An 18990-nucleotide genomic window follows, 5' to 3' on the forward strand; every position below is an offset into this window, starting at 1 on the left:
GGTCAGTCGGCGGTGTTCGACCGCACCGACGAATGCCAAGAACCGATCGCGGCCTTGGTCAGTGCGGTGACGACGAGGAACACCGTGATGCCGTAGAGCGAGGACAGTCCGATCGCCGCATAGAGGTCCTCGGTCTGGAGCCGAGCCCGGTATGTGGTCAGCAGGGTTCCGATTCCTGCCTGGCCCTGGGTGAAGAACATGTCCCCCACCACCGCACCGATGACAGCGAGTCCGGACGAGATACGCAAACCGGCAAAGATCGACGGGAGAGCACCCGGGAGCTGCAATTTGACCAGCCGATGCCACGACGACGCAGAGTTCATGGTGAACAGGTCGTGCATGCTCTTCTCGGTGGAGGTCAGTCCGAACAACGTATTCGAGATCATCGGAAAGAGCGCGATGATCACACATACGACTGTGCGCGAGAAGAATCCGTAGCCGAACCAGAGACCGATCAGCGGGACGATCGCCAGAATCGGGACGGTTTGCAGGATGATTGCGTAAGGGTAGAGCGCGCTTTCGAGCCATTTGGTGCGGCTCATCAGGATCGCCGACCCGATCCCGAGCACACAAGCTACGAGGAGTCCCACCATGGAGACTTGGGCTGTGAGCCACAAAGCTCGCAACATCGGGCCGAGATGCTCGAAATCGAGCAGAGAGACCTGCACGATCCGGTGCGGCGGAGGCAACAGGAACCTGCGCTCGGGTGGGAATACGAGATAACTCACTGCGTACCAGGCGGACACCGCCAGAATAAGGGTCACGATTGCGGGAACCGCAGACAGTACTTTGTGCCGCAACAATTCCCGCGGCCGACCCGCCGTCGAGCCGGCTTCCGGGACGAGCAGGGGAGGGCGTGGGGACTCCAGAAGGGTACTCATCGGTGGCCGCCTTCCAGAGCGGTCGAAACCGCAGCTGTGATGTCGGTGAACGATTGTTCGTAGCGCAGTTCCGGTGGACGCGGATACGCGAACGGCACATCGATCTCGGCGACGATACGGCCGGGACGTGCAGACATCACCACGACGCGGGTGGACAGATAGACCGCTTCGGACACCGAATGTGTGATGAAGAGCCCGGTCACTCCAGACTGCGCGACGATGCGTTGGAGCTCGACCTGCATCGTGAGCCGAGTGATCTCGTCGAGAGCTCCGAATGGCTCGTCGAACAACATGAGGTCAGGATCGCCTGCGAACGCCCGAGCGATCGAGACACGCATGCGCATGCCCCCGGACAACTGACCCGGGAGCTGCTTCTCGAAACCGGTGAGGCCCACGAGATCGATTGCTTCCTGGGCTTTGCGACGGCGCACTGCGCGCGGAACGCCCCGCAACTCCCCTGTCAGTTCGACGTTCGCGCGGACACTGCGCCACGGCAACAACGTCGCCTCCTGGAACACGTAACCCAGGCGAGCGCCGCCCATACGCACGGTTCCGGCAGTTGGTTCACTGAGCCCGGCCGCGAGGCGCAGCAGCGTCGACTTGCCACATCCGGACGGGCCGACGACGGTGACGAACTCACCAGGAGCCGCCACCAGGCTCACATTGTCGAGAGCCAGTGTCCCGGTAGCAAATCTCTTGGTAACAGAGTCGAATTCAACTCCATGCCTCCTTACTTCCACTCCGGCCGGGACCGGAGAGGGCAGTCGGCTTCGGGTGGCGAGGACTGTTGCGATGCTCATGAGCGAACCTCCGATTCGAGGGATGCTGCGAGAGGGACGTGTACCGAACTGCTGACGACCGAAGTGGCGACGAGCCGCCCACGATGCAGGACATGTCGAGAGGAAGGCGCTTCGGCGACTGCTTCGTCGAGGTCGTGCGCTCGAATGGCGAGGAAATCCGCCTGAGCACCTACCGCTACACCTGCCAGAGGCAACGACATGATGTCGCGCGCCGAAGTGCTTACCGCCTCGTAGGCCTCGGTGGTGGTCAGATGTCCCGCGGTGACCAGCAACATGGCGGTCTCGAGCGCGTCGCTCCGACCGAGGGGATTGAAGGGATCCCTGACGTTGTCGGCTCCGCCCGCTACGCGGACGCCGGCATCGAGAAGAGCTCGCACCGGCGTGAGACCCCGGGGAGTCGCCACCGGATGCCCCCAACCCTGGAGGTAGAGATTGGTGATCGGGAGCGCAACGATCCCGATGCCGGTCGCGCGGACGGCCTCGATCACGTGTGCCCGCACTCCCGGATCGACGGTGCCCAGACTCACGCAGTGTCCCGCGGTCACCGGAATGTCGTCGGGCCACCCGCGCACCGTTTCCGCGAGTTCCAGGAGGGTGAGCACATTCGGATCGAGTTGCTCGTCGGTGTGCATGTCCACGCCCACCCCACGCCGTTTCGCGATCGACAGCAGCCGCTGCAGGGTCGCGCTCGGATCGGGGGCGTGGTGGGGACTCCCGCCGACAAAGTCGACGCCGAGATCGATTGCTTCTTCGACGATCTCGTCACCCACGTCGTGTGGAGTGAGCGCGGTGAGTTGAATGTCCATGACGCTCGCCAGCTCCTCACGAACCTGCAGGAGTGCGTGGACGCCGCGCAGGGGTTCCGGCCCGGGAAGGAGGTCGACGTGTGTCCGGACCGCGGTGGTTCCGTTGGCCAGCAACGACAGTGCGGCACGTCGGGCGCGCGCTGCGACTCCGGTCACGGTGAGCTGTGCGCTGTAGTCTCTCCAGGCCGTGATGGCAGATGCAAGGTCGCCCATGGGGGGACGGATCTCGTTCCAGGACAGCGCTTTGTCCAGGTGCGCATGCGGTTCGGCCGGCGCCGGAAGAAGCAGGTAACCGTCGAGATCGAGGTCATCGGCCACTACAGCTTCAGGCGTCGCCGGTACAACCGCGGTAACGGTCCCCCCGGACATGTGTACGTCGACGCGAGAACCGTCGGCGGTGGTTGCCCGCCGCAGAACCGCCACTTCGCGTCCGTGTGCTCGGCTTTCGTCCACGCGGATCCTCCGTTCGACGAGTGCCAGCGCCCCAAATGTAAGTGCTGGTTACATCGAGTTAAGGTAGAGGCCAGGCGTTTCCCCTGGATGAAGGCGTGCGACGATCTTGTAACACTCGCCGACGGCACGGGGACCCGATTCGTAGGAGGTTTCCGTGACGCGTGTCGTCGACGAACAGTCGGTCCGGCTCGGTCGGCAGATCCGACGACTCAGGCGTGCTCAGGGGTTGACTCTCGTGCAGCTGGCAGAGCGCACCCACCTGACCCACTCGTTTCTGAGTCAGCTCGAACGCGGCCTGACCCGTCCGAGCATGCCGTCGCTCGATCGAATCGCCCGCGCACTCGACAGCACCCAACCCGCGCTGATGGCAGCCGCCTCCGAACCCGAGTTCGTGCTCACGCCCGGCTTCGAGACCAGGGTGCTGCGCGCCGACGAGGGCCCTGCCGTCCCCGCAGCTGGTGGACACGCGCGCATGCTGGTCCCGCACGACAGCGTCTTCCATCCCCTGGAGTACGTCGGTACCGAAACAACCGCCGGCACGTACTTCTCACATCCCGAAGACGAGTTCCTCTATGTTGCATCCGGTTTCGTAACAGTTGAACTCAGAGACGAGGGCTGTCACCGGCTGTCCCCAGGCGATTCGCTGTACTACCGCGGCGGGACACCGCATCGTTGGTGGGCATCGGAATCGGACGAACCCGGCTATCGGCTCCTGGTCGTGAAGCAACGAATCCACAACGGACACTGATCAAGGCGTTCGGTCGGCCAACAACTTCCGCAGAGAACCCACGATCTCCCGCTCGTCGCCAGAGACCAACTCGCCGTCACGGACCACCACCCTGCCCGCGACCACGACGTGCCGGGGCCTGCGGCCGGGCGCAGCCCACAGCAACCCTGCAACCGGGTCGGCAACTCCTACGTCGGCCACCCCCGCAACGTCCCAGACACAAAGGTCCGCCGCCGCACCGACCTCGAGAGTGCCCAACTCGGGCCGTCCCAAGCCTGCGGCTCCACCGGATGTGGCCGCCGCCAGGACTTCACGAGCCGGTATCGGCCGACCCACCAGGGGTGCCACCTGCATCGCAAGTCGCGCATCGGCGAGGAGGTGCCCGGCATCGTTGCTGCCGCCGCCACTCGTACCCAGGCCCACGACGACACCGGCATCCAGCAACGCCGCAACCGGCGCGATGCCCCACCCCATCGGCAGGTCGCATCCCGGCGCATGGGTTGCCGACACACCGGCAGCTGCGAGTCGCGTGATCTCCACGTCCGTCAGGTCACACAAATGGGCGAGGGTCACATCGGGCGCAAGCCACCCCCACTCGTCGAGCAGCTCGATCGGCCGGCGACCGTAACGCTCCTGAGCGACCGCCACGTCGACCTGTTCGTTGGCCTGTGTGCGGCGGCGCAGGCCGTACTTCGCAGCTACCGCCGCAAGGGCGTCGAACGTCTCGCGCGAATCACTGTGCACTCCGGCCGGGCCGACGGCCAACTGCACCATGCCGTCCTTCGTCACCCCTCCGTCACCGACTGTGAACCAATGTGCGGCAATCGCTTCCGCCGACTCTCCGGCCGCATACGGGTCGTCCTTGGCGCTTCCGCGCACGAACACCAGTCGTACGTGAAGTTCCTCGGCTGCTCCGCGTACCGCGTCGGCGAATTCTACGGTCGATGCCGCGGTACGACCCGCGGGCCAAGTCAGATGATGATCCGCGACAGTGGTGACGCCACACAACAGAGCTTCCGCGAGTCCGGCGCGCGCAGCGGCAGCGCCCAACTCCGGATCGGTGCCGGTGGACTCGTATGCCGCGGCCATGGTGGGCAGCCACTCCGCCATCGGAACCCCACGCGTTCCAGGAATCGTGCGGAATGCCGTCTGGAACAGATGATGGTGAGCATTGACCAAACCCGGCGTGACGACACAGCCGGACACGTCCAGTACCTCGGCACCCTGCACCGCGTCCTCGACAATGACGCCGTCCGCGCAGTGGAGGTCTCCGGAGCCCTCACCCGCGGGCCCGAGAAGGAGTCGCTCTGCTCCGGTGAGGCTCAACATGCAGTCACCGTACTAGCGTCGGCAATACCGCGCGCGGCGAACATGATTCGATGCCGACGCGAGCTCCGTAGGGCGCAATCGGCGCCCCACGGAGCTGCGGTCAGATGTACATCGCGGGATCGATGAAGGTCGTCGGATCCACGAGCGGCTCGTGCTGCCGACGCGAGCGAACGGTCGCCGGAATGCCGGTTGCGATCGAATCCGCCGGCACGTCGTGTGTGACAACCGCATTGGCTCCGATGGCGCTGTCGTCCCCGACGACTACGGGTCCGAGGATCTTCGCCCCGGCGCCGACGGTGACACGGTTGCCCAACGTGGGATGCCGCTTCTCCTTGAGAAGCGAGCGACCGCCGAGCGTCACCCCGTGGTACAGCATGACGTCGTCACCGATCTCGGCCGTTTCACCGATGACGACGCCCATCCCGTGGTCGATGAAGAAGCGCCGCCCGATGGTCGCGCCCGGGTGGATCTCGATGCCGGTGAGGAACCGGGTCAACTGCGCGAGCACCCGTGCGGGCCCACGCAGGGCAGGTACCGCCCACATCCGGTGCGCGACCCGGTGGGACCAGATCGCGTGGAGGCCGGAGTAGACGAGTGCATTCTCCGCGTTGCTGCGCGCGGCCGGATCCTGGCCGCGCGCAGCCTGCAGATCCTCTCGAACGGTCCGGAGGATAGCCAGCACGGAATCAGTCCCGGATGTGCTCGAACAGCGGGGTCGAGATGTAGCGCTCTCCGAAGTCGGGCACGACGACGACGATCAGCTTGCCCGCATTCTCAGGACGCTTCGCGATCTCGAGGGCAGCCCACACGTTGGCGCCTGCCGAGATGCCGCCGAGGATGCCTTCCTCGGTGCCCAGCCGGCGGGCGACGTCGATGGCGTCGTTGAACTTGACGTCGATGATCTCGTCGTAGATCTCGCGGTCGAGAACGTCGGGCACGAAGTTCGCACCGATGCCCTGGATCTTGTGCGGTCCGGGCTCACCGCCGGTGAGGATCGGCGAATCGGCGGGCTCGACACCGACGATCTTCACATCGGGCTTGCGTGCCTTGAGGGCGCGGCCGACGCCCGTGAGGGTGCCGCCGGTACCGATGCCCGCGACGAAGATGTCGACGGCGCCGTCGGTGTCGTTCCAGACCTCTTCACCGGTCGTGCGCTCGTGGATCGCCGGGTTGGCCGGATTGCCGAACTGGCGCGCGAGGACCGCGTTCTCCGTGTTCGCCACGATCTCCTCGGCCTTGGCGACCGCGCCCTTCATGCCCTCGGAACCCGGGGTGAGGACGATCTGGGCACCGTAGGCGCGGAGCATGACGCGACGCTCGGTGGACATCGTCTCGGGCATCGTGAGGACGACGTTGTAGCCGCGCGCAGCACCGACCATCGCGAGCGCGATGCCGGTGTTGCCGGACGTGCCCTCGACGATCGTGCCGCCGGGCTTGAGCTCGCCCGACTTTTCCGCGGCATCGATGATCGCGACACCGATGCGGTCCTTGACGCTGTTGGCCGGGTTGTAGAACTCGAGCTTCGCGGCGACGGTGGCGCCGGCGTCTTCGGTGAGCCGGTTCAGCCGCACGATCGGCGTCCGGCCGACCAGCTCGGTGACGTTGTTGTAGATCCCCATGGCGGAGTCCTCCTCGTGGCCACTGCCGCGGCCCTTGTCGATCCAGCTTTGTGGTCTATTGCACCATCCCGTCGTCGCGTGCAGACGCGGAGGTCCCAATGAAGTACGAACGTATCCGCTAGTCGTCGTATTCCCGCGGGAAGCGAGGATTCCGTCGAGGTCCGCATCGGAGCGCGGGTTCCCGTCCCCGGATACGACGAATGCCGCCGTCCTTCCGGACAGCGGCATTCGTCGTGCTTCGTTCGATCAGCCGAGACGCTGCTTCAGAGCCTCGAACTCGTCGCGGATGCCGGAGGGCACCTTCTCGCCGAGGAACTCGAACCACTCCTCGATGAGGGGAAGCTCCTGCTTCCACTCCTCCACATCGACCTTCAGTGCCTCGTCGACATCGGCGGCGTCGACGTCGAGCCCGTCGAGGGTCAGGTCGCCGGCGGTCGGCACGTACCCGATCGGCGTGGACTGTGCGTCGGCCTTGTGTTCGATACGGTCCACGATCCACTTCAGGACGCGCGAGTTCTCGCCGAAACCGGGCCACAGGAAGCGGCCGTCCTCGCCGCGACGGAACCAGTTGACGTAGAAGATCTTCGGGAGCTTGGTCTCGTCGGCGTTCTTGCCGAGGTTGATCCAGTGGTTGAGGTAGTCGCCGGCGTTGTAGCCGAGGAACGGCAGCATCGCCATCGGGTCGCGACGCACGCTGCCGACCTTGCCTTCGGCGGCGGCCGTCTGCTCGGACGACAGAGTGGCACCGAGGAACGTTCCATGCTGCCAGTCGAAGGACTCGCTCACCAGCGGAACAGTGGTCTTGCGGCGGCCACCGAACAGGATCGCCGAGATCGGCACACCCTGCGGGTCGTCCCACTCGGGAGCAAGGATCGGGCACTGCGACATCGGGGTGCAGTAGCGCGAGTTCGGGTGCGCGGCCTTCGTGTCGGACTCGGGGGTCCAGTCGTTGCCCAGCCAGTCGGTCAGGTGCGCCGGGGTCTCGCCGCCGATGCCCTCCCACCAGATGTCGCCGTCGTCGGTCTTGGCAACGTTGGTGTAGATGGTGTTGCCGGCCTCGATGGTGGCCATCGCGTTGGGGTTGGAGTCGGCGCTCGTACCCGGGGCGACACCGAAGAAACCGAATTCCGGGTTCACCGCGTACAGGCGGCCGTCCTCGCCGAAGCGCATCCATGCGATGTCGTCACCGAGGGTCTCGGCACGCCAGCCCGGGATGGTCGGCTGGATCATCGCGAGGTTCGTCTTGCCGCATGCCGACGGGAATGCTGCGGCCACGTAGTACGGCTTGTTCTCGGGCGAGATCAGCTTGAGGATGAGCATGTGCTCGGCGAGCCAGCCCTCGTCGTGGGCCATCGCCGATGCGATACGCAGCGAGTAGCACTTCTTGCCGAGGAGCGCGTTGCCGCCGTATCCGGAACCGTAGCTCCAGATCTCGCGGGTCTCCGGGAAGTGGGTGATGTACTTGGTGTCGTTGCAGGGCCACGCGACGTCCTGCTGACCTGCTTCGAGGGGCGCACCGACAGAGTGCAGCGCCTTCACGAACGGCCGGTCGGTGCCGAGCTTCTCGAGAGCAGCGGTGCCCATGCGGGTCATGATGCGCATGGAGACGACGACGTACTCGGAGTCGGTGAGTTCGACGCCCAGCTTCGGGTCGTCGGCGCCGAGGGGACCCATGCAGAAGGGAACCACGAAGAGCGTGCGGCCGCGCATGCTGCCGCGGTACAGCTCCGTCATGATCTCGCGCATCTTGTCGGGCGCCATCCAGTTGTTGGTGGGGCCGGCACCGACCTCGTTCTCGGTGCAGATGTAGGTGCGGGACTCCACGCGCGCCACATCCGACGGATCGGAGTTCGCGAGGAAAGAATTCGGCTTCTTCTCATCGTTGAGACGAGTGAACGTTCCCGCCTCGACCAGCTGCGCGGTGAGCCGGTCCCACTCCTCGTCGGAGCCGTCGGCCCATACGACGCGATCGGGCTGGGTGAGCTCTGCAACCTCGCGGACCCAGGCAAGCAGCTCGGCATGCTGGGTCGGGAGCTTGTCGTCGGTACCGTTCAAACCGGGGATGGTTGCTGAGGTCATCAAACTCTCCTGGGGTGTGCCCGGAACCGGATCCCTCCCCCGACCTGCGCCGATGGCGCAGGGACAGTGGCAGACCCGGGCTTTTCCCCTCTCGGCAGGGGTACCACCAGCTTCATCCGTGGCCGGACGGCGAAGCGGGCGCCGGAAGTCCTATTGGTAAAGGCTAACTGTGGATGTCCTACCGGTAACACTCGGGGCCGGTCGGAAATATCACATGAACGATTCAGAGAGCGCGCAGAATACCTTCACCTACCCCCCTCGTACAGACGGACACGGCTCACTTACCCGTTCCTTTCGTGATCTACGTCCTCGAGATTACCTTGGTCGACACACGTCCAGCGGGTGGTTCCATCGAGCTCGCGATGGAGTTCCCACACGCCGTACTGCCCGTCGTCCTCGATCGCCGTGAGCCTGTCGGTGTGCCCGTCGAGATCGGTGTCGGTGGCGACCACCAAGCCTCCGCTCGCGAAGATGCCCCGGTCGGCCACCGCACTGTCGGCGACGACGGTGTCGAAGATCCCGTCGCCGTCCAGATCGGCGGTCGGCACCGCTTCGTCCGCCCAGACGGCCGCCGCCACCGGGTCGAACTCATCGGGCACCACCGTGCCCGAGCCGTCGCCGCCCGGAAATGTCTCCATCATCAGATCCCCCGAACCCGTGCACGGTCGTCGCTCACCGACTCGCTCTCCTGACCGGTTCGACGCACGGCGCGCCCTCCCGGTTCCCCGTTCCTACCCGTTTCGCCGGCCTGCCCGAGTTCGCCGGCCCGCCCGAGCGCTGCGAGGTCCCTCTCGCACGCCGTGATCCGCGCGCGCCGCTCGCCGATGAGCCGCCCGATCTCGTCGTCGAGGGCGCCGAAGCGCTCCCGCCTCCGAGCGGTGCGCGCGTCGTGCGCACTCCGGGCAGCCGCTACCGCCTGTGATTCCAGTTCGTAGGTACGGGTGCGCACCCACGCCTCGAGTTCGGCACGTGCGGTTGCCAGTTCTTCGCCCACCCACCGGCGGACTCGCTCGCGGTGAGCGATGCGCCGGCGCACGTGGACGAGCCACCACGCTGCGGGTATCGCACCGCCGAGTGCGACGGCCACCGCCGCCGAAGCGGGAATGTCGCCGAACGGCGTGACCAGCAGCCGTCCCAGCCCCGCGCCCGCCGATGCGCCGAGCACCATGGTCAGCCGGTCCTCGAGAGCCCGCCCCGCGTCCGGCAGCGGGGAGAGGTCGGTGTCCGGGAGAGATGAGTCGATACCCCGGCGGTCCGAGTCCGTCCGCGAGGCGAGATTCGCGACGACGCGGGCGCGCACCCCCTGGAGATGCGCGTCCAACGCCGCGGCGACGTCGTCGGCAACGCACACGGTGTCGTCGAGCACGTCGCGCATCGCGGCCACCACACCCCGGATCTCGCGCGCGACGTCCTGGAGCAACTCGACGCGCACTCGCGGCAGTTCCGCCGCCGGGACTACGGGCAGGGGTGACGCCGCGAGTCGATTTCGCTCGGCGCGGAGGTCGGCGGTGTCGTCGTCCTCGTCCGCCCGCAGCGCCTCCATCTCGTCGCGAATCATGCGCTGTGTGTGCGCCAGGACGGCGCGGCGTGCCCGCCGGGTGTCGGTCGCGGCATCGACCGCCGCGGCGAGGACGTCACGCAGTTCGGTGATGCCCGCTTCGATCAGAAGTACCGAACCGGCATCACCCCCGATCTCGCGGGCGCGTCGCGACGTTTGCACCGACACCGGCAAAAAGGTGATCCGCTCGAGAAAGGTCGCGTGGCGGTGCAGCAGGTCCACGTCGCGGTCGCGGATCGGGCGCCACGCCGGATACCGGTCGATTCCCGTCAGGACGCACACCACCTCGGTCGCGGTGAGCGCTGTTGCGGCGAGCAACTCCAGTTCGGTGCGCCCGATCACCGCCGACGCGTCGAACACGACGAGCGCCACCGCGGCCGGCCCGTCGCGCACGATCCCCACGCCCCCGATCTGCCCGAGTTCGTCGCAAAGCGCCCCGGCACCCGACCCAGAGACGCCGACGACCCGCACGACCGGTGATGCCGGCTCGTGGAGCCGCGCCCAACCGTGCGGATTCCATCGGCGCACGACTTCGTCGGCACCGGTCGTCATGCGACCTCGCGTGACGTGCTCGCAGCGTCGATCGCCGCTTCGATCAGGTCGCGGGCCGCAGGGACGGCGGCGATTCCCGCGACCGTCCGCACGAGGTACTCGTCGCGGTGGGCGAACGCGGCGGCCAGACGCGCTGCCACAGCGTCGGGCAGCGCAGGATCGTCGACAGTGAAGACCCCGATGCCGAGGGTCGCGGCGATCTGATCGGCCTGTTCGCCCGGTCCGCCGGCGACAACTACGAGGCGTCGGGCGTCGATGCGGGCGAGCGCAGACCGGTCGGCGGGATGCACCGACGCGGGATCGAGACGGATCGGCAGCACGTAGACGACGACATCGCCGTCGAACGCCGGGTCGGTTTCTCCCGGCGCGTCGACCACCACGCCGGTGACTTCGGCGGCGGAGTCGGCTCCGACCGACGCAGTGACGATGTTCTCCACGGACCGTCGGCCGGTGCCCGCCCGGCCGGCCACCTGGATCCGCAAGGGCGCGGCACGTTCGCGAACCGCCGCGTGCACCGCGCGGCCTGCCACGCCGTCGAGTTTCTCCACCTCCACCGCGAGCCGGTCCCAGAGGTCCCCCGTCATCGACATCCCCCGATCGTCGGCCGGGATTGTGTCAGAACACACGACGTCGCGCAGGGGTAAGGCGCGACGCAATTCTGAGAAAGTGAGCGACTCGAGAGGCGAAGAAATGCGACGCGGAGCCGGAAAACGGCACGAAAGCCCGGGAAAACCGCTCCCGAACCCTAAAAATCCCGGTGTGAGCCTGAGAAAACACTGTGGTCCCTTCCGTCACTCCTGCCACCCACTCGCCGGATACGTGACAATGGTCGGGTGAACGACGCCGATCAAGACACCACCGAGATGCTCGACGAGCAGCCCAACCGCGGTAATCGCCTGTACCCGAGGGTCACGAGCTTCCGGTCCCGCCGGGGCGCGCTGACCGAACCCCAGCAGCAGACCTGGGACCGGCTGTGGCCGCAGCTCGGCCGGGACGTCGGCGACGACCAGCTCGATATCGACGCGTGGTTCGGCCGGTCCGCCCCCGTGGTGCTCGAGATCGGGTCGGGAACGGGAACCGCCGCCGTCTCGATGGCGCGCGCCGAGCCAGGCGTGAATCTGATCGCCGTCGAGGTCTACCGCCCCGGCCTCGCTCAGACGCTGCAGCGCATCGAACGCACCCTCGACACCGACTCCCCGGTCACGAACGTCCGCATCCTCCGGGGCGACGCCGTCGAGGTGCTCGAGAAGATGGTTGCTCCCGGGTCGCTGACCGGAGTGCGGGTCTTCTTTCCGGACCCGTGGCCGAAGGCTCGGCACCACAAGCGCCGGCTGCTCCAGGCACCGACGTTCTCCCTGATCGCCGATCGTCTCGTGCCCGGTGGTGTGCTTCATGTCGCCACCGACCACGCCGAATACGCCGAAGCGATCCGCGAAACGGGAGACGCCGAACCGCTGCTGAAGCCCCTCTCCGGAGAGTCGCCGATCAGCCTCGAGCGGCCCGTGACGAAGTTCGAGGGGAAGGCCCACCAGGTGGGCAGCACAATCTCCGAAATGGTCTGGGGGAAGATCGGAGCATGAGTGTCCACGAAGAGCTGTCCGATATGACCGACCCCACCGCAATCGAGAGCGGTCCTGTCGGCGGCAGCGACCAGCCCGGTCGTGTCCTTCTCGTGTGGGACGCTCCCAATCTGGATATGGGTCTCGGCGCGATCCTCGGTGGCCGCCCCACCGCGGCGTACCGCCCCCGGTTCGACGCCCTCGGCCGCTGGCTTCTCGGCCGCACCGCCGACCTGTCCCGTCGGGTCGGCGCGCCGCTCGAACCCGAGGCGACGGTGTTCACCAACATCGCCCCGGGCAGCGCCGACGTGGTGCGCCCGTGGGTGGAAGCCCTGCGCAACGTGGGTTTCGCGGTGTTCGCCAAGCCCAAGATCGACGAGGACAGTGACGTCGACTCCGATATGCTCGAGCACATCGAGCTGCGTCGGCGCGAAGGTCTCGCCGGTGTCATGGTGGCGTCGGCGGACGGGCAGGCCTTCCGTGAACCGCTCGAAGAACTGGCCGCCGCGGGCATCGCGGTGCAGGTGCTGGGTTTCCGTGAGCACGCCAGCTGGGCGGTGACGTCCGAGATCCTCGACTTCGTCGATCTCGAAGACATCCCCGGCGTGTTCCGTGAACCGCTGCCCCGCGTCAGCCTCGAATCGCTTCCCGACGAAGGTGCCTGGTTGCAGCCGTTCCGACCGCTGTCCGCCCTCCTCGTGGGCCGCAAGAGCGTCGCCGAATAGGAGATCCAGTGTTCGACCGTTGGGGAGAGCTCGTCTATCGCGCGCGCTTCACCGTGATTGCGGTGATGGTTGCGGCGCTGCTCGGGCTCGCCGGGTACGGACTGAGCCTGAACGACCATCTCAGCCAGAGCGGCTGGGACGATCCCGGTTCACAGTCCGTCGCCGCGGCGAAACTGGCAGACGGGACGTTCGGCCGCGACACCAACGGTGACGTGCTGGTTCTGTACACCGCACCCGAAGGCAAGACCGTCGACGACCCCGAGTTCGCAGCGAAGGTCAGCGACAGCCTCAACGCGCTCGTCTCGGAGAATCCCGAACACATCCTCAAGATCAACGGCGCGTACTGGCCCACAGACACCGCCCCGTCGCTCCCGAGCCTGGCCGACGAATCCCGGCAGCACGCCATCGCGTCCGTCGCGATCGCCGGCGCGAACGACACGGAACTGACCGGGAACTTCCGCGACGTCAAGGACAAGTTCTACATCGACGGCGTCGACGTTCAGCTCGCCGGCCTCCAGCCCATCTCCGGTGCGCTCAACGACACGATGGCCAACGACATCAAGCGCATGGAGATCCTCGCGATCCCCGCCGTCGGCATCCTCCTGTTCTTCGTGTTCGGTGGCGTCATCGCCGCCGCGTTGCCGCTGATCACCGGCGGTCTGACGATCGTCGCCGCAAACGGCGTCGTTCGGTTGATCACGAACTTCACCGAGGTCAACTCGTTCGTCGCGCCGGTCGTCTCGCTCATCGGCCTGGGTCTGGCGATCGACTACGGGCTGTTCATGGTGTCGCGCTTCCGGGAAGAACTCGCCGAGGGTTACGACACTCCCGCGGCCGTGCGGCGCACCGTCATGACAGCCGGTCGCACCGTCATCTTCTCGGCGACGATGGTCGTCACCAGCCTCGGCGGTCTTCTCCTGTTCCCCCAGGGCTTCCTCAAGTCCGTCTCCTACGGTGCGATCGCCGCGATCTCGCTCGCCGCACTGCTGTCGGTGACCGTCCTGCCCGCCATCCTCGGCATCCTCGGCAAGCGCATCGACAAGTTCGGGATGAAGAAGTTCGGCCAGATCCAGTCGAACGAACAGGTCGAGAACAGCTTCATCGGACGGCTGACCCGCTGGGTGATGCTCAACCCGATGAAGGTGACCATCCCGACGGTCATCGGACTGCTGCTGCTGATCATGCCGCTGACCGGCATCAAATTCGGCGGCATCAACGAGACGTACCTCCCACCCGACCATCCGACGCGAGTCGCGCAGGAGCAGTTCGACGAACTGTTCCCGGGTCAGCGCGCCGAACCGGTGCGCCTGGTGATCCAGGGCGCCGAGGGCGGCGATCTGAACAAGATCATGGAGACGGCGAACGGCGCACCGGGCCTCGTCGAGAAGTTCACCATCACCGGTCCGGCGAAGGACGGCGTGCGCGTCCTGAAGGCAGGGCTCACGGACCGCAACGAGACCTCCCCGACCATCGACTATCTGCATTCCGCGGAGTGGCCCGAAGGCGTCCAAGTGCTCGTCGGCGGCACCCCGGCCATCGAGCAGGATTCGATCGCGGCGCTGCTCGACACGCTGCCGCTGATGGTGCTGGTGGTCGTCTCGCTCACGATCGTGCTGATGTTCCTGGCGTTCGGATCGCTGGTGCTGCCGATCAAGGCCGTGTTGATGAGTGCACTGGGTCTCGGCTCGACGCTCGGCATCCTCACCTGGATCTTCATCAACGGCAACGGCGCGGACCTGCTCAACTTCACTCCGGGGCCGATCATGTCTCCGGTGCTCGTGCTGATCATCGCGATCGTGTACGGGCTGTCGACGGACTATGAAGTGTTCCTGCTCTCCCGGATGGTGGAAGCGAGAGCGCAGGGCGCCAGCACCACCGAATCGATCAGGGTGGGTACCTCGCACACCGGCCGCATCATCACCGCGGCCGCGCTGATCCTCATCGTCGTCACCGGCGCGTTCGCGTTCTCCGAACTCGTGATGATGAAGTACATCGCCTACGGCATGATCGCCGCTCTGGTCATCGACGCGACCGTCATCCGCATGTTCCTCGTGCCGGCAGTGATGAAGTTGCTCGGCGACGACTGCTGGTGGGCACCGGCATGGATGAAACGCATCCAGGAGAAGGCCGGCCTCGCCGAACCGATCCTCGCCGACGAACTGATGCCCGAGGACGTGCCCGAACTGATCACCGTCGGGATGTTCGGTCCCGCGACCGTGTCGGCAACCGGTTCGCATCGATTCCCCGCCGGCATATTCGGGGAAGCCGCGGACATGACGCAGCCGCTGCCCAAGATCGCCGCTCCGCGACCGGCGGCCGAGCAACGCAAGTTCCGCGACCTCACGCCGCAACCGCGGCGGCAGGGTCCCGGCCGTCCGGTACCTCGTCCCGCCGCACAGCGGCCCCGTCCGGACCAGCAGGGTCCCGACGCCCGCAACCGCACAGCCGACGGCCGTCCGTTGCCGCGCGCCGCGCAACCGGTCGACGGACGGGCGCAGCAGGTACCACCCCAGCGCCGCGCGCAGGGCCCCGCAGACGAGCACCAGGTTCCGCCGATGCCGCAGCGCCGTCCCGTGGGGCCCCCGGACCAGAATCCGAACCAGCGGTCGCAGATGCCGCAACGACGGGAAGCAGAGGGAGTAGATCCGACGCAGGTGCAGCCGCCTCAGGGACGGCCCTCCGCGGCTTCCCAGCCGCCGACGGCTGCCATGCCCCCGCTCCCCCGGCGTCGGCGCGGCGATGTTCCGCCGCCGTTGCCCCAGAACTTCGTGCGACCGTCCCCCGCGGAGCCGAGTCCGGTCGGGGACTCACCCGGCCGGCTGGGCGCCGGCGGATCGCAGCCCCACGGGGACCCGTCGACGGGTGCCGACCGGGCCCGGGATCCGCAGGCGATCGAGAGTTGGCTGTCGCAGTTGCGACGAACCGCTCCCGGAGCGGGGCAGTCCGCGCACCGCCCGCCGGAGACCGGACCTCGCCCCCAGGCCGGGCCACGTCCTCACACCGGACCTCGCCCTCAGGAAGGAGCGCGTCCTCAGGAAGGAGCGCGTCCTCAGGAAGGGCCACGCCCACAGGACGGGCCACGTCCCCCAGTCGGGCCTCGCCCCCAGGACGGGCCACGTCCCCAGGCCGGACCTCGCCCGCAGGTCGGACCTCGCCCCCAAGTCGGACCTCGCCCACAGGCCGGACCTCGCCCCCAGGACGGGGCACGTCCGCAAGCCGGGCAATATCCCCGAGGCGGGCCGTACCCGCAACAACCGCCCAACCCACAACCGCGGCCGCAGCCCGGTCAGAATGCCCAGCAACCATCGGCACGACCGGCGGGGCCGCCCCGGCCCGCCGGACGATCGCCGGAGGCCCCGACCGATCCGGAGGCCGACCACCCGGTCGATCCGGACGATCCGCAGGGCAGCAGGCACAGCGACGACGCCGGGCGTCCGATCAGTGTCAGCGAACTGATCGCACGCCGGCGCCGTCCCTGATCAGGGACGGCGCGGGCCGGGGAGCAATCTCAGGCGCCGTTGATGAACTTCCGCAGCCGCGTGGCGAATGGGTGCGCGACGTTCACGTTGCCGCAGAAGATCTTTCCGACCACGACGACGTGGAGCGGACCGAACGGCGCACCACCGCGCACCTTGGTGGTAGCGCTGGAAGCGACGGTCTCGACACCGTTGATGTCGGCTGTGGCTTCCGCGGGAAGCACGATCGAGATCGAGCTGAACGAATCGTTCACTTCGATCCGCACGACCTGCGTCTGCATCACCGCCTCGGTGAAGTCGAGGGTGACCGACGACGCGAACGTATCGAGACGGATGACCGAAGGGACGTCCCATCGACCCTTGCGGGTGAGGGACGACAGGCGTCCCTTGAGCACGAGCGGACCACCCGGCCCGGCTGCCGGGTAGGCCGGAGCACTGCCGGCCTGCGGCTGGACCGGGAACGCTGCCGTGGTCTGCGGGAGGTACTCGGGTCGCATCTGGATACCGGGCAGGTCGATGAGAACCTGATTCAGATCGCCACGGGTCTTGGCTGCCAGGACAGTGTCCATCCGTTCGGTGAACTCGCCGAGAGAGAGCATTCCCTGTCCTACGGCTCGCTGGAGAAGCCCGCCCACATGTTCACGTTCGGCGTCGGATACGCGCAGATCCTTCGGGTCCATGCGTACAGAATAGGGATCCGCGACACAGTTGGTCCGCCCGGAACGTCCGTTCCCTCACCGTGCGGTCGGCCGCGAGGGCGCCCGCACGGAACGAGAATCGCGTCACTCCGCGTCCCGAAGGTGACCACCACGCGTTGTGACCGTCCCGACAATGGTTTGATTTGAAGTCGTGCTGAGGTCCTATCGAGCCGTCGCCGCGACATTGCGTAGTCGCTGGCCGCTGTATATGGCCTCGATGGGCGCATCGAACCTGTTCGGCGCCATGCTGGTGTTCGCGTTCGTCCGGTACGGCGTGCCGTTCGCGGACGAGGATTTCAACACCGTCGACCGGGTTCAGAACTTCACCGTGTTCGCGGTGTATCTCGTCTTCGCCGGCATCGTGAGCCTCACGGCGGCCGCGCTCATGCTCCGCTCGGTTGTGCGCTGGCAGTTGCGCGGTGGTCCACCGACCCGGGCCGAGCAGATGGCGGCGCTGCACGCACCGCTGCGTCAGGCGATCGTGCACCTCGGCCTGTGGTTGCTCGGCGGCGTCCTGTTCGTGTTCCTCACCGCAGGGGAAACTCCGTCTCTCGCGGTGGCGGTGGCACTTACCGTGGCGATGGCCGCGACGAGCACGTTCGGCTTCACCTACATGCTCGGCGAGCGGATTCTGCGCCCCGTAGCGGCCCGCGCGCTCAGCGAGGGAAACTTCGACCGCACGATGGCTCCCGGCGTCGGTACCCGCCTGGCGATGACGTGGGGGCTCGGCACCCTGATGCCCGTCGCGGGGATCGTCCTGCTGTGCGTCACCCAGATCACGACCGAGTCCTCGTTCACGCCCGACGCGCTTGCCTATGCGGTACTTGCGCTCGCCGTGACGTCGATTCTGCTCGCCCTCGTGCTGTCGTTGCTGACCTCCGCGCAGATCTCCGACCCGATCAAGCAGTTGCGCTGGGCCATCGAACGTGTGCAGCGCGGCGCGTCGGCGGTGCAGGTCGAGGTGTTCGACGGCAGTGAGATCGGACGACTCCAGGTGGGCTTCAACCGGATGATGGCCGAGGCCGACGAGCGGCGGCGCCTACGGGAGTTGTTCGGTCAGCACGTCGGCGAGGACGTGGCCCGGCGGGCGTTGCAGTACGGGACCGAACTCGGCGGTGAGACGCGCTACGTGGCGGTGCTGTTCGTGGACATGGTGGGATCGACCGCCACGGCGGCGGAACGACCCCCCAACGAGGTCGTCGATCTCCTCAACGAGTTCTTCCGGGTTGTGGTGGAGGTCGTGGACCGGCACCACGGCTTCGTCAACAAGTTCATGGGCGACGCTGCGCTGGTGATCTTCGGTGCCCCCCTCGACCGGCCGGACGCCCCGACCGCCGCACTCGCGGCAGCCCGCGAACTGCGCTTCGCGCTGGACGACATCACGGGGCTCGACGTCGGTATCGGTGTCTCCGCCGGCCTCGCGGTGGCAGGCAACATCGGCGCGGCCGAACGCTTCGAGTACACGGTCATCGGCGACCCGGTGAACGAGGCGTCGCGTCTGACCGAACTCGCCAAGCTGCGTCCGAGCCGGGTCCTCGCGTCGTCGAGCGCCCTGTATTTCGCCGACGACGACGAGCGTGGGCATTGGGAACTCGGGGACGAAGTGCAACTGCGTGGACGACGGAGGGTCACCCAGCTCGCCTCGCCCGTCCGGTATCCGAGCGGACGCCGTCCCGGCGACGACGCCGCCGAACAGGGCGGTTGAGAGAGGGAGGTACGTCACCGGCG

16 protein-coding genes are annotated in these 18990 nt (G+C 67.1%); 5 read left to right on the forward strand and 11 right to left on the reverse strand.

Going from position 1 to position 18990, the window contains the following annotated elements; all coding sequences use genetic code 11:
• Positions 1-2: 2 nt before the first annotated feature.
• Genes RDCOP1_RS17925 through RDCOP1_RS17935 form a run of 3 tightly spaced genes read right to left on the reverse strand, consistent with a single transcriptional unit; the run spans position 3 to position 2805 of the window.
• Complete coding sequence (locus RDCOP1_RS17925) at positions 3-881, reverse strand: ABC transporter permease (protein WP_072703429.1); 879 nt, start codon at positions 879-881, stop codon at positions 3-5.
• Entirely contained in the window at positions 878-1681 is an 804-nt protein-coding gene (locus RDCOP1_RS17930) for an ABC transporter ATP-binding protein (protein ID WP_072703432.1), read from the reverse strand. The genes RDCOP1_RS17925 and RDCOP1_RS17930 overlap by 4 nt, the downstream gene beginning before the upstream one ends.
• A complete protein-coding gene (locus RDCOP1_RS17935) occupies positions 1678-2805 on the reverse strand; it encodes an amidohydrolase family protein (RefSeq protein WP_231922883.1) in 1128 nt (375 codons plus the stop codon). The genes RDCOP1_RS17930 and RDCOP1_RS17935 overlap by 4 nt, the downstream gene beginning before the upstream one ends.
• Positions 2806-3094: 289 nt before the next feature.
• Here RDCOP1_RS17935 and RDCOP1_RS17940 point away from each other — a divergent pair, with 289 nt between their 5' ends.
• Positions 3095-3688 carry a helix-turn-helix domain-containing protein gene (locus RDCOP1_RS17940; protein ID WP_072703437.1) on the forward strand — a complete coding sequence of 198 codons (594 nt, stop codon included), beginning with the start codon at positions 3095-3097 and terminating at the stop codon, positions 3686-3688.
• On the opposite strand, the gene RDCOP1_RS17945 is transcribed toward RDCOP1_RS17940, so the two are convergent.
• The 7 genes from RDCOP1_RS17945 to RDCOP1_RS17975 all read right to left on the reverse strand — a co-directional run bounded on the left by RDCOP1_RS17945 (position 3689) and on the right by RDCOP1_RS17975 (position 11394).
• A complete protein-coding gene (locus RDCOP1_RS17945) occupies positions 3689-4996 on the reverse strand; it encodes an amidohydrolase family protein (protein WP_072703439.1) in 1308 nt (435 codons plus the stop codon).
• A gap of 100 nt (positions 4997-5096) precedes the next feature.
• The gene (epsC, locus tag RDCOP1_RS17950) at positions 5097-5675 is read right to left on the reverse strand and encodes a serine O-acetyltransferase EpsC (RefSeq protein WP_072703850.1); all 579 of its coding nucleotides are present in this window, start codon (positions 5673-5675) and stop codon (positions 5097-5099) included.
• Between the two features lie 7 nt (positions 5676-5682).
• Entirely contained in the window at positions 5683-6615 is a 933-nt protein-coding gene (gene cysK, locus RDCOP1_RS17955; protein ID WP_072703441.1) for a cysteine synthase A, read from the reverse strand.
• 246 nt (positions 6616-6861) lie between these two features.
• On the reverse strand, positions 6862-8694 hold the full coding sequence (locus RDCOP1_RS17960) for a phosphoenolpyruvate carboxykinase (GTP) (protein ID WP_072703443.1): 1833 nt from the start codon (positions 8692-8694) through the stop codon (positions 6862-6864).
• A 281-nt stretch (positions 8695-8975) separates the two neighbouring features.
• Complete coding sequence (locus RDCOP1_RS17965) at positions 8976-9335, reverse strand: DUF6802 family protein (protein WP_072703445.1); 360 nt, start codon at positions 9333-9335, stop codon at positions 8976-8978.
• Positions 9335-10804: a hypothetical protein gene (locus RDCOP1_RS17970; RefSeq protein WP_072703447.1), complete on the reverse strand. Its 1470-nt coding sequence runs from the start codon at positions 10802-10804 to the stop codon at positions 9335-9337. The genes RDCOP1_RS17965 and RDCOP1_RS17970 overlap by 1 nt, the downstream gene beginning before the upstream one ends.
• Positions 10801-11394: a hypothetical protein gene (locus RDCOP1_RS17975; RefSeq protein WP_239537274.1), complete on the reverse strand. Its 594-nt coding sequence runs from the start codon at positions 11392-11394 to the stop codon at positions 10801-10803. Before RDCOP1_RS17975 ends, RDCOP1_RS17970 begins: the two co-directional genes overlap by 4 nt.
• Positions 11395-11667: 273 nt before the next feature.
• Between RDCOP1_RS17975 and trmB the strand changes: the two genes are divergently transcribed.
• Genes trmB through RDCOP1_RS17990 form a run of 3 tightly spaced genes read left to right on the forward strand, consistent with a single transcriptional unit; the run spans position 11668 to position 16567 of the window.
• Positions 11668-12384 (forward strand): tRNA (guanosine(46)-N7)-methyltransferase TrmB, encoded by a 717-nt coding sequence (gene trmB / locus RDCOP1_RS17980; RefSeq protein WP_371836834.1) that lies wholly within the window; start codon positions 11668-11670, stop codon positions 12382-12384.
• Positions 12381-13088, forward strand: coding sequence for an NYN domain-containing protein (locus RDCOP1_RS17985; RefSeq protein ID WP_072703451.1), 708 nt, complete (start codon positions 12381-12383; stop codon positions 13086-13088). Before trmB ends, RDCOP1_RS17985 begins: the two co-directional genes overlap by 4 nt.
• A gap of 8 nt (positions 13089-13096) precedes the next feature.
• Positions 13097-16567 (forward strand): MMPL family transporter, encoded by a 3471-nt coding sequence (locus tag RDCOP1_RS17990; protein WP_072703454.1) that lies wholly within the window; start codon positions 13097-13099, stop codon positions 16565-16567.
• A 29-nt stretch (positions 16568-16596) separates the two neighbouring features.
• Here the strand turns inward: RDCOP1_RS17990 and RDCOP1_RS17995 are convergent, their stop codons facing one another.
• On the reverse strand, positions 16597-17244 hold the full coding sequence (locus RDCOP1_RS17995) for a DUF1707 SHOCT-like domain-containing protein (RefSeq protein WP_072703457.1): 648 nt from the start codon (positions 17242-17244) through the stop codon (positions 16597-16599).
• Between the two features lie 226 nt (positions 17245-17470).
• Between RDCOP1_RS17995 and RDCOP1_RS18000 the strand changes: the two genes are divergently transcribed.
• Positions 17471-18967, forward strand: a complete 1497-nt coding sequence (locus RDCOP1_RS18000; protein ID WP_072703460.1) for an adenylate/guanylate cyclase domain-containing protein — start codon at positions 17471-17473, stop codon at positions 18965-18967.
• The last annotated feature ends 23 nt before the right edge of the window (positions 18968-18990 follow it).

The organism is Rhodococcus coprophilus NBRC 100603, from assembly GCF_001895045.1.
Taxonomy (GTDB): Bacteria; Actinomycetota; Actinomycetes; order Mycobacteriales; family Mycobacteriaceae; genus Rhodococcus; species Rhodococcus coprophilus.

Bases quoted from the DNA above. Each gene is read 5' to 3' on its own strand.
- RDCOP1_RS17930 (WP_072703432.1), bottom strand. From the start codon at position 1,681: ATGAGCATCGCAACAGTCCTCGCCACCCGAAGCCGACTGCCCTCTCCG.
- RDCOP1_RS18000 (WP_072703460.1), top strand. From the start codon at position 17,471: ATGGCCTCGATGGGCGCATCGAACCTGTTCGGCGCCATGCTGGTGTTC.
- trmB (WP_371836834.1), top strand. From the start codon at position 11,668: ATGCTCGACGAGCAGCCCAACCGCGGTAATCGCCTGTACCCGAGGGTC.
- RDCOP1_RS17975 (WP_239537274.1), bottom strand. From the start codon at position 11,394: ATGTCGATGACGGGGGACCTCTGGGACCGGCTCGCGGTGGAGGTGGAG.
- RDCOP1_RS17925 (WP_072703429.1), bottom strand. From the start codon at position 881: ATGAGTACCCTTCTGGAGTCCCCACGCCCTCCCCTGCTCGTCCCGGAA.
- cysK (WP_072703441.1), bottom strand. From the start codon at position 6,615: ATGGGGATCTACAACAACGTCACCGAGCTGGTCGGCCGGACGCCGATC.
- RDCOP1_RS17965 (WP_072703445.1), bottom strand. From the start codon at position 9,335: ATGATGGAGACATTTCCGGGCGGCGACGGCTCGGGCACGGTGGTGCCC.
- RDCOP1_RS17945 (WP_072703439.1), bottom strand. From the start codon at position 4,996: ATGTTGAGCCTCACCGGAGCAGAGCGACTCCTTCTCGGGCCCGCGGGT.
- RDCOP1_RS17970 (WP_072703447.1), bottom strand. From the start codon at position 10,804: ATGACGACCGGTGCCGACGAAGTCGTGCGCCGATGGAATCCGCACGGT.
- RDCOP1_RS17960 (WP_072703443.1), bottom strand. From the start codon at position 8,694: ATGACCTCAGCAACCATCCCCGGTTTGAACGGTACCGACGACAAGCTC.
- RDCOP1_RS17985 (WP_072703451.1), top strand. From the start codon at position 12,381: ATGAGTGTCCACGAAGAGCTGTCCGATATGACCGACCCCACCGCAATC.
- RDCOP1_RS17995 (WP_072703457.1), bottom strand. From the start codon at position 17,244: ATGGACCCGAAGGATCTGCGCGTATCCGACGCCGAACGTGAACATGTG.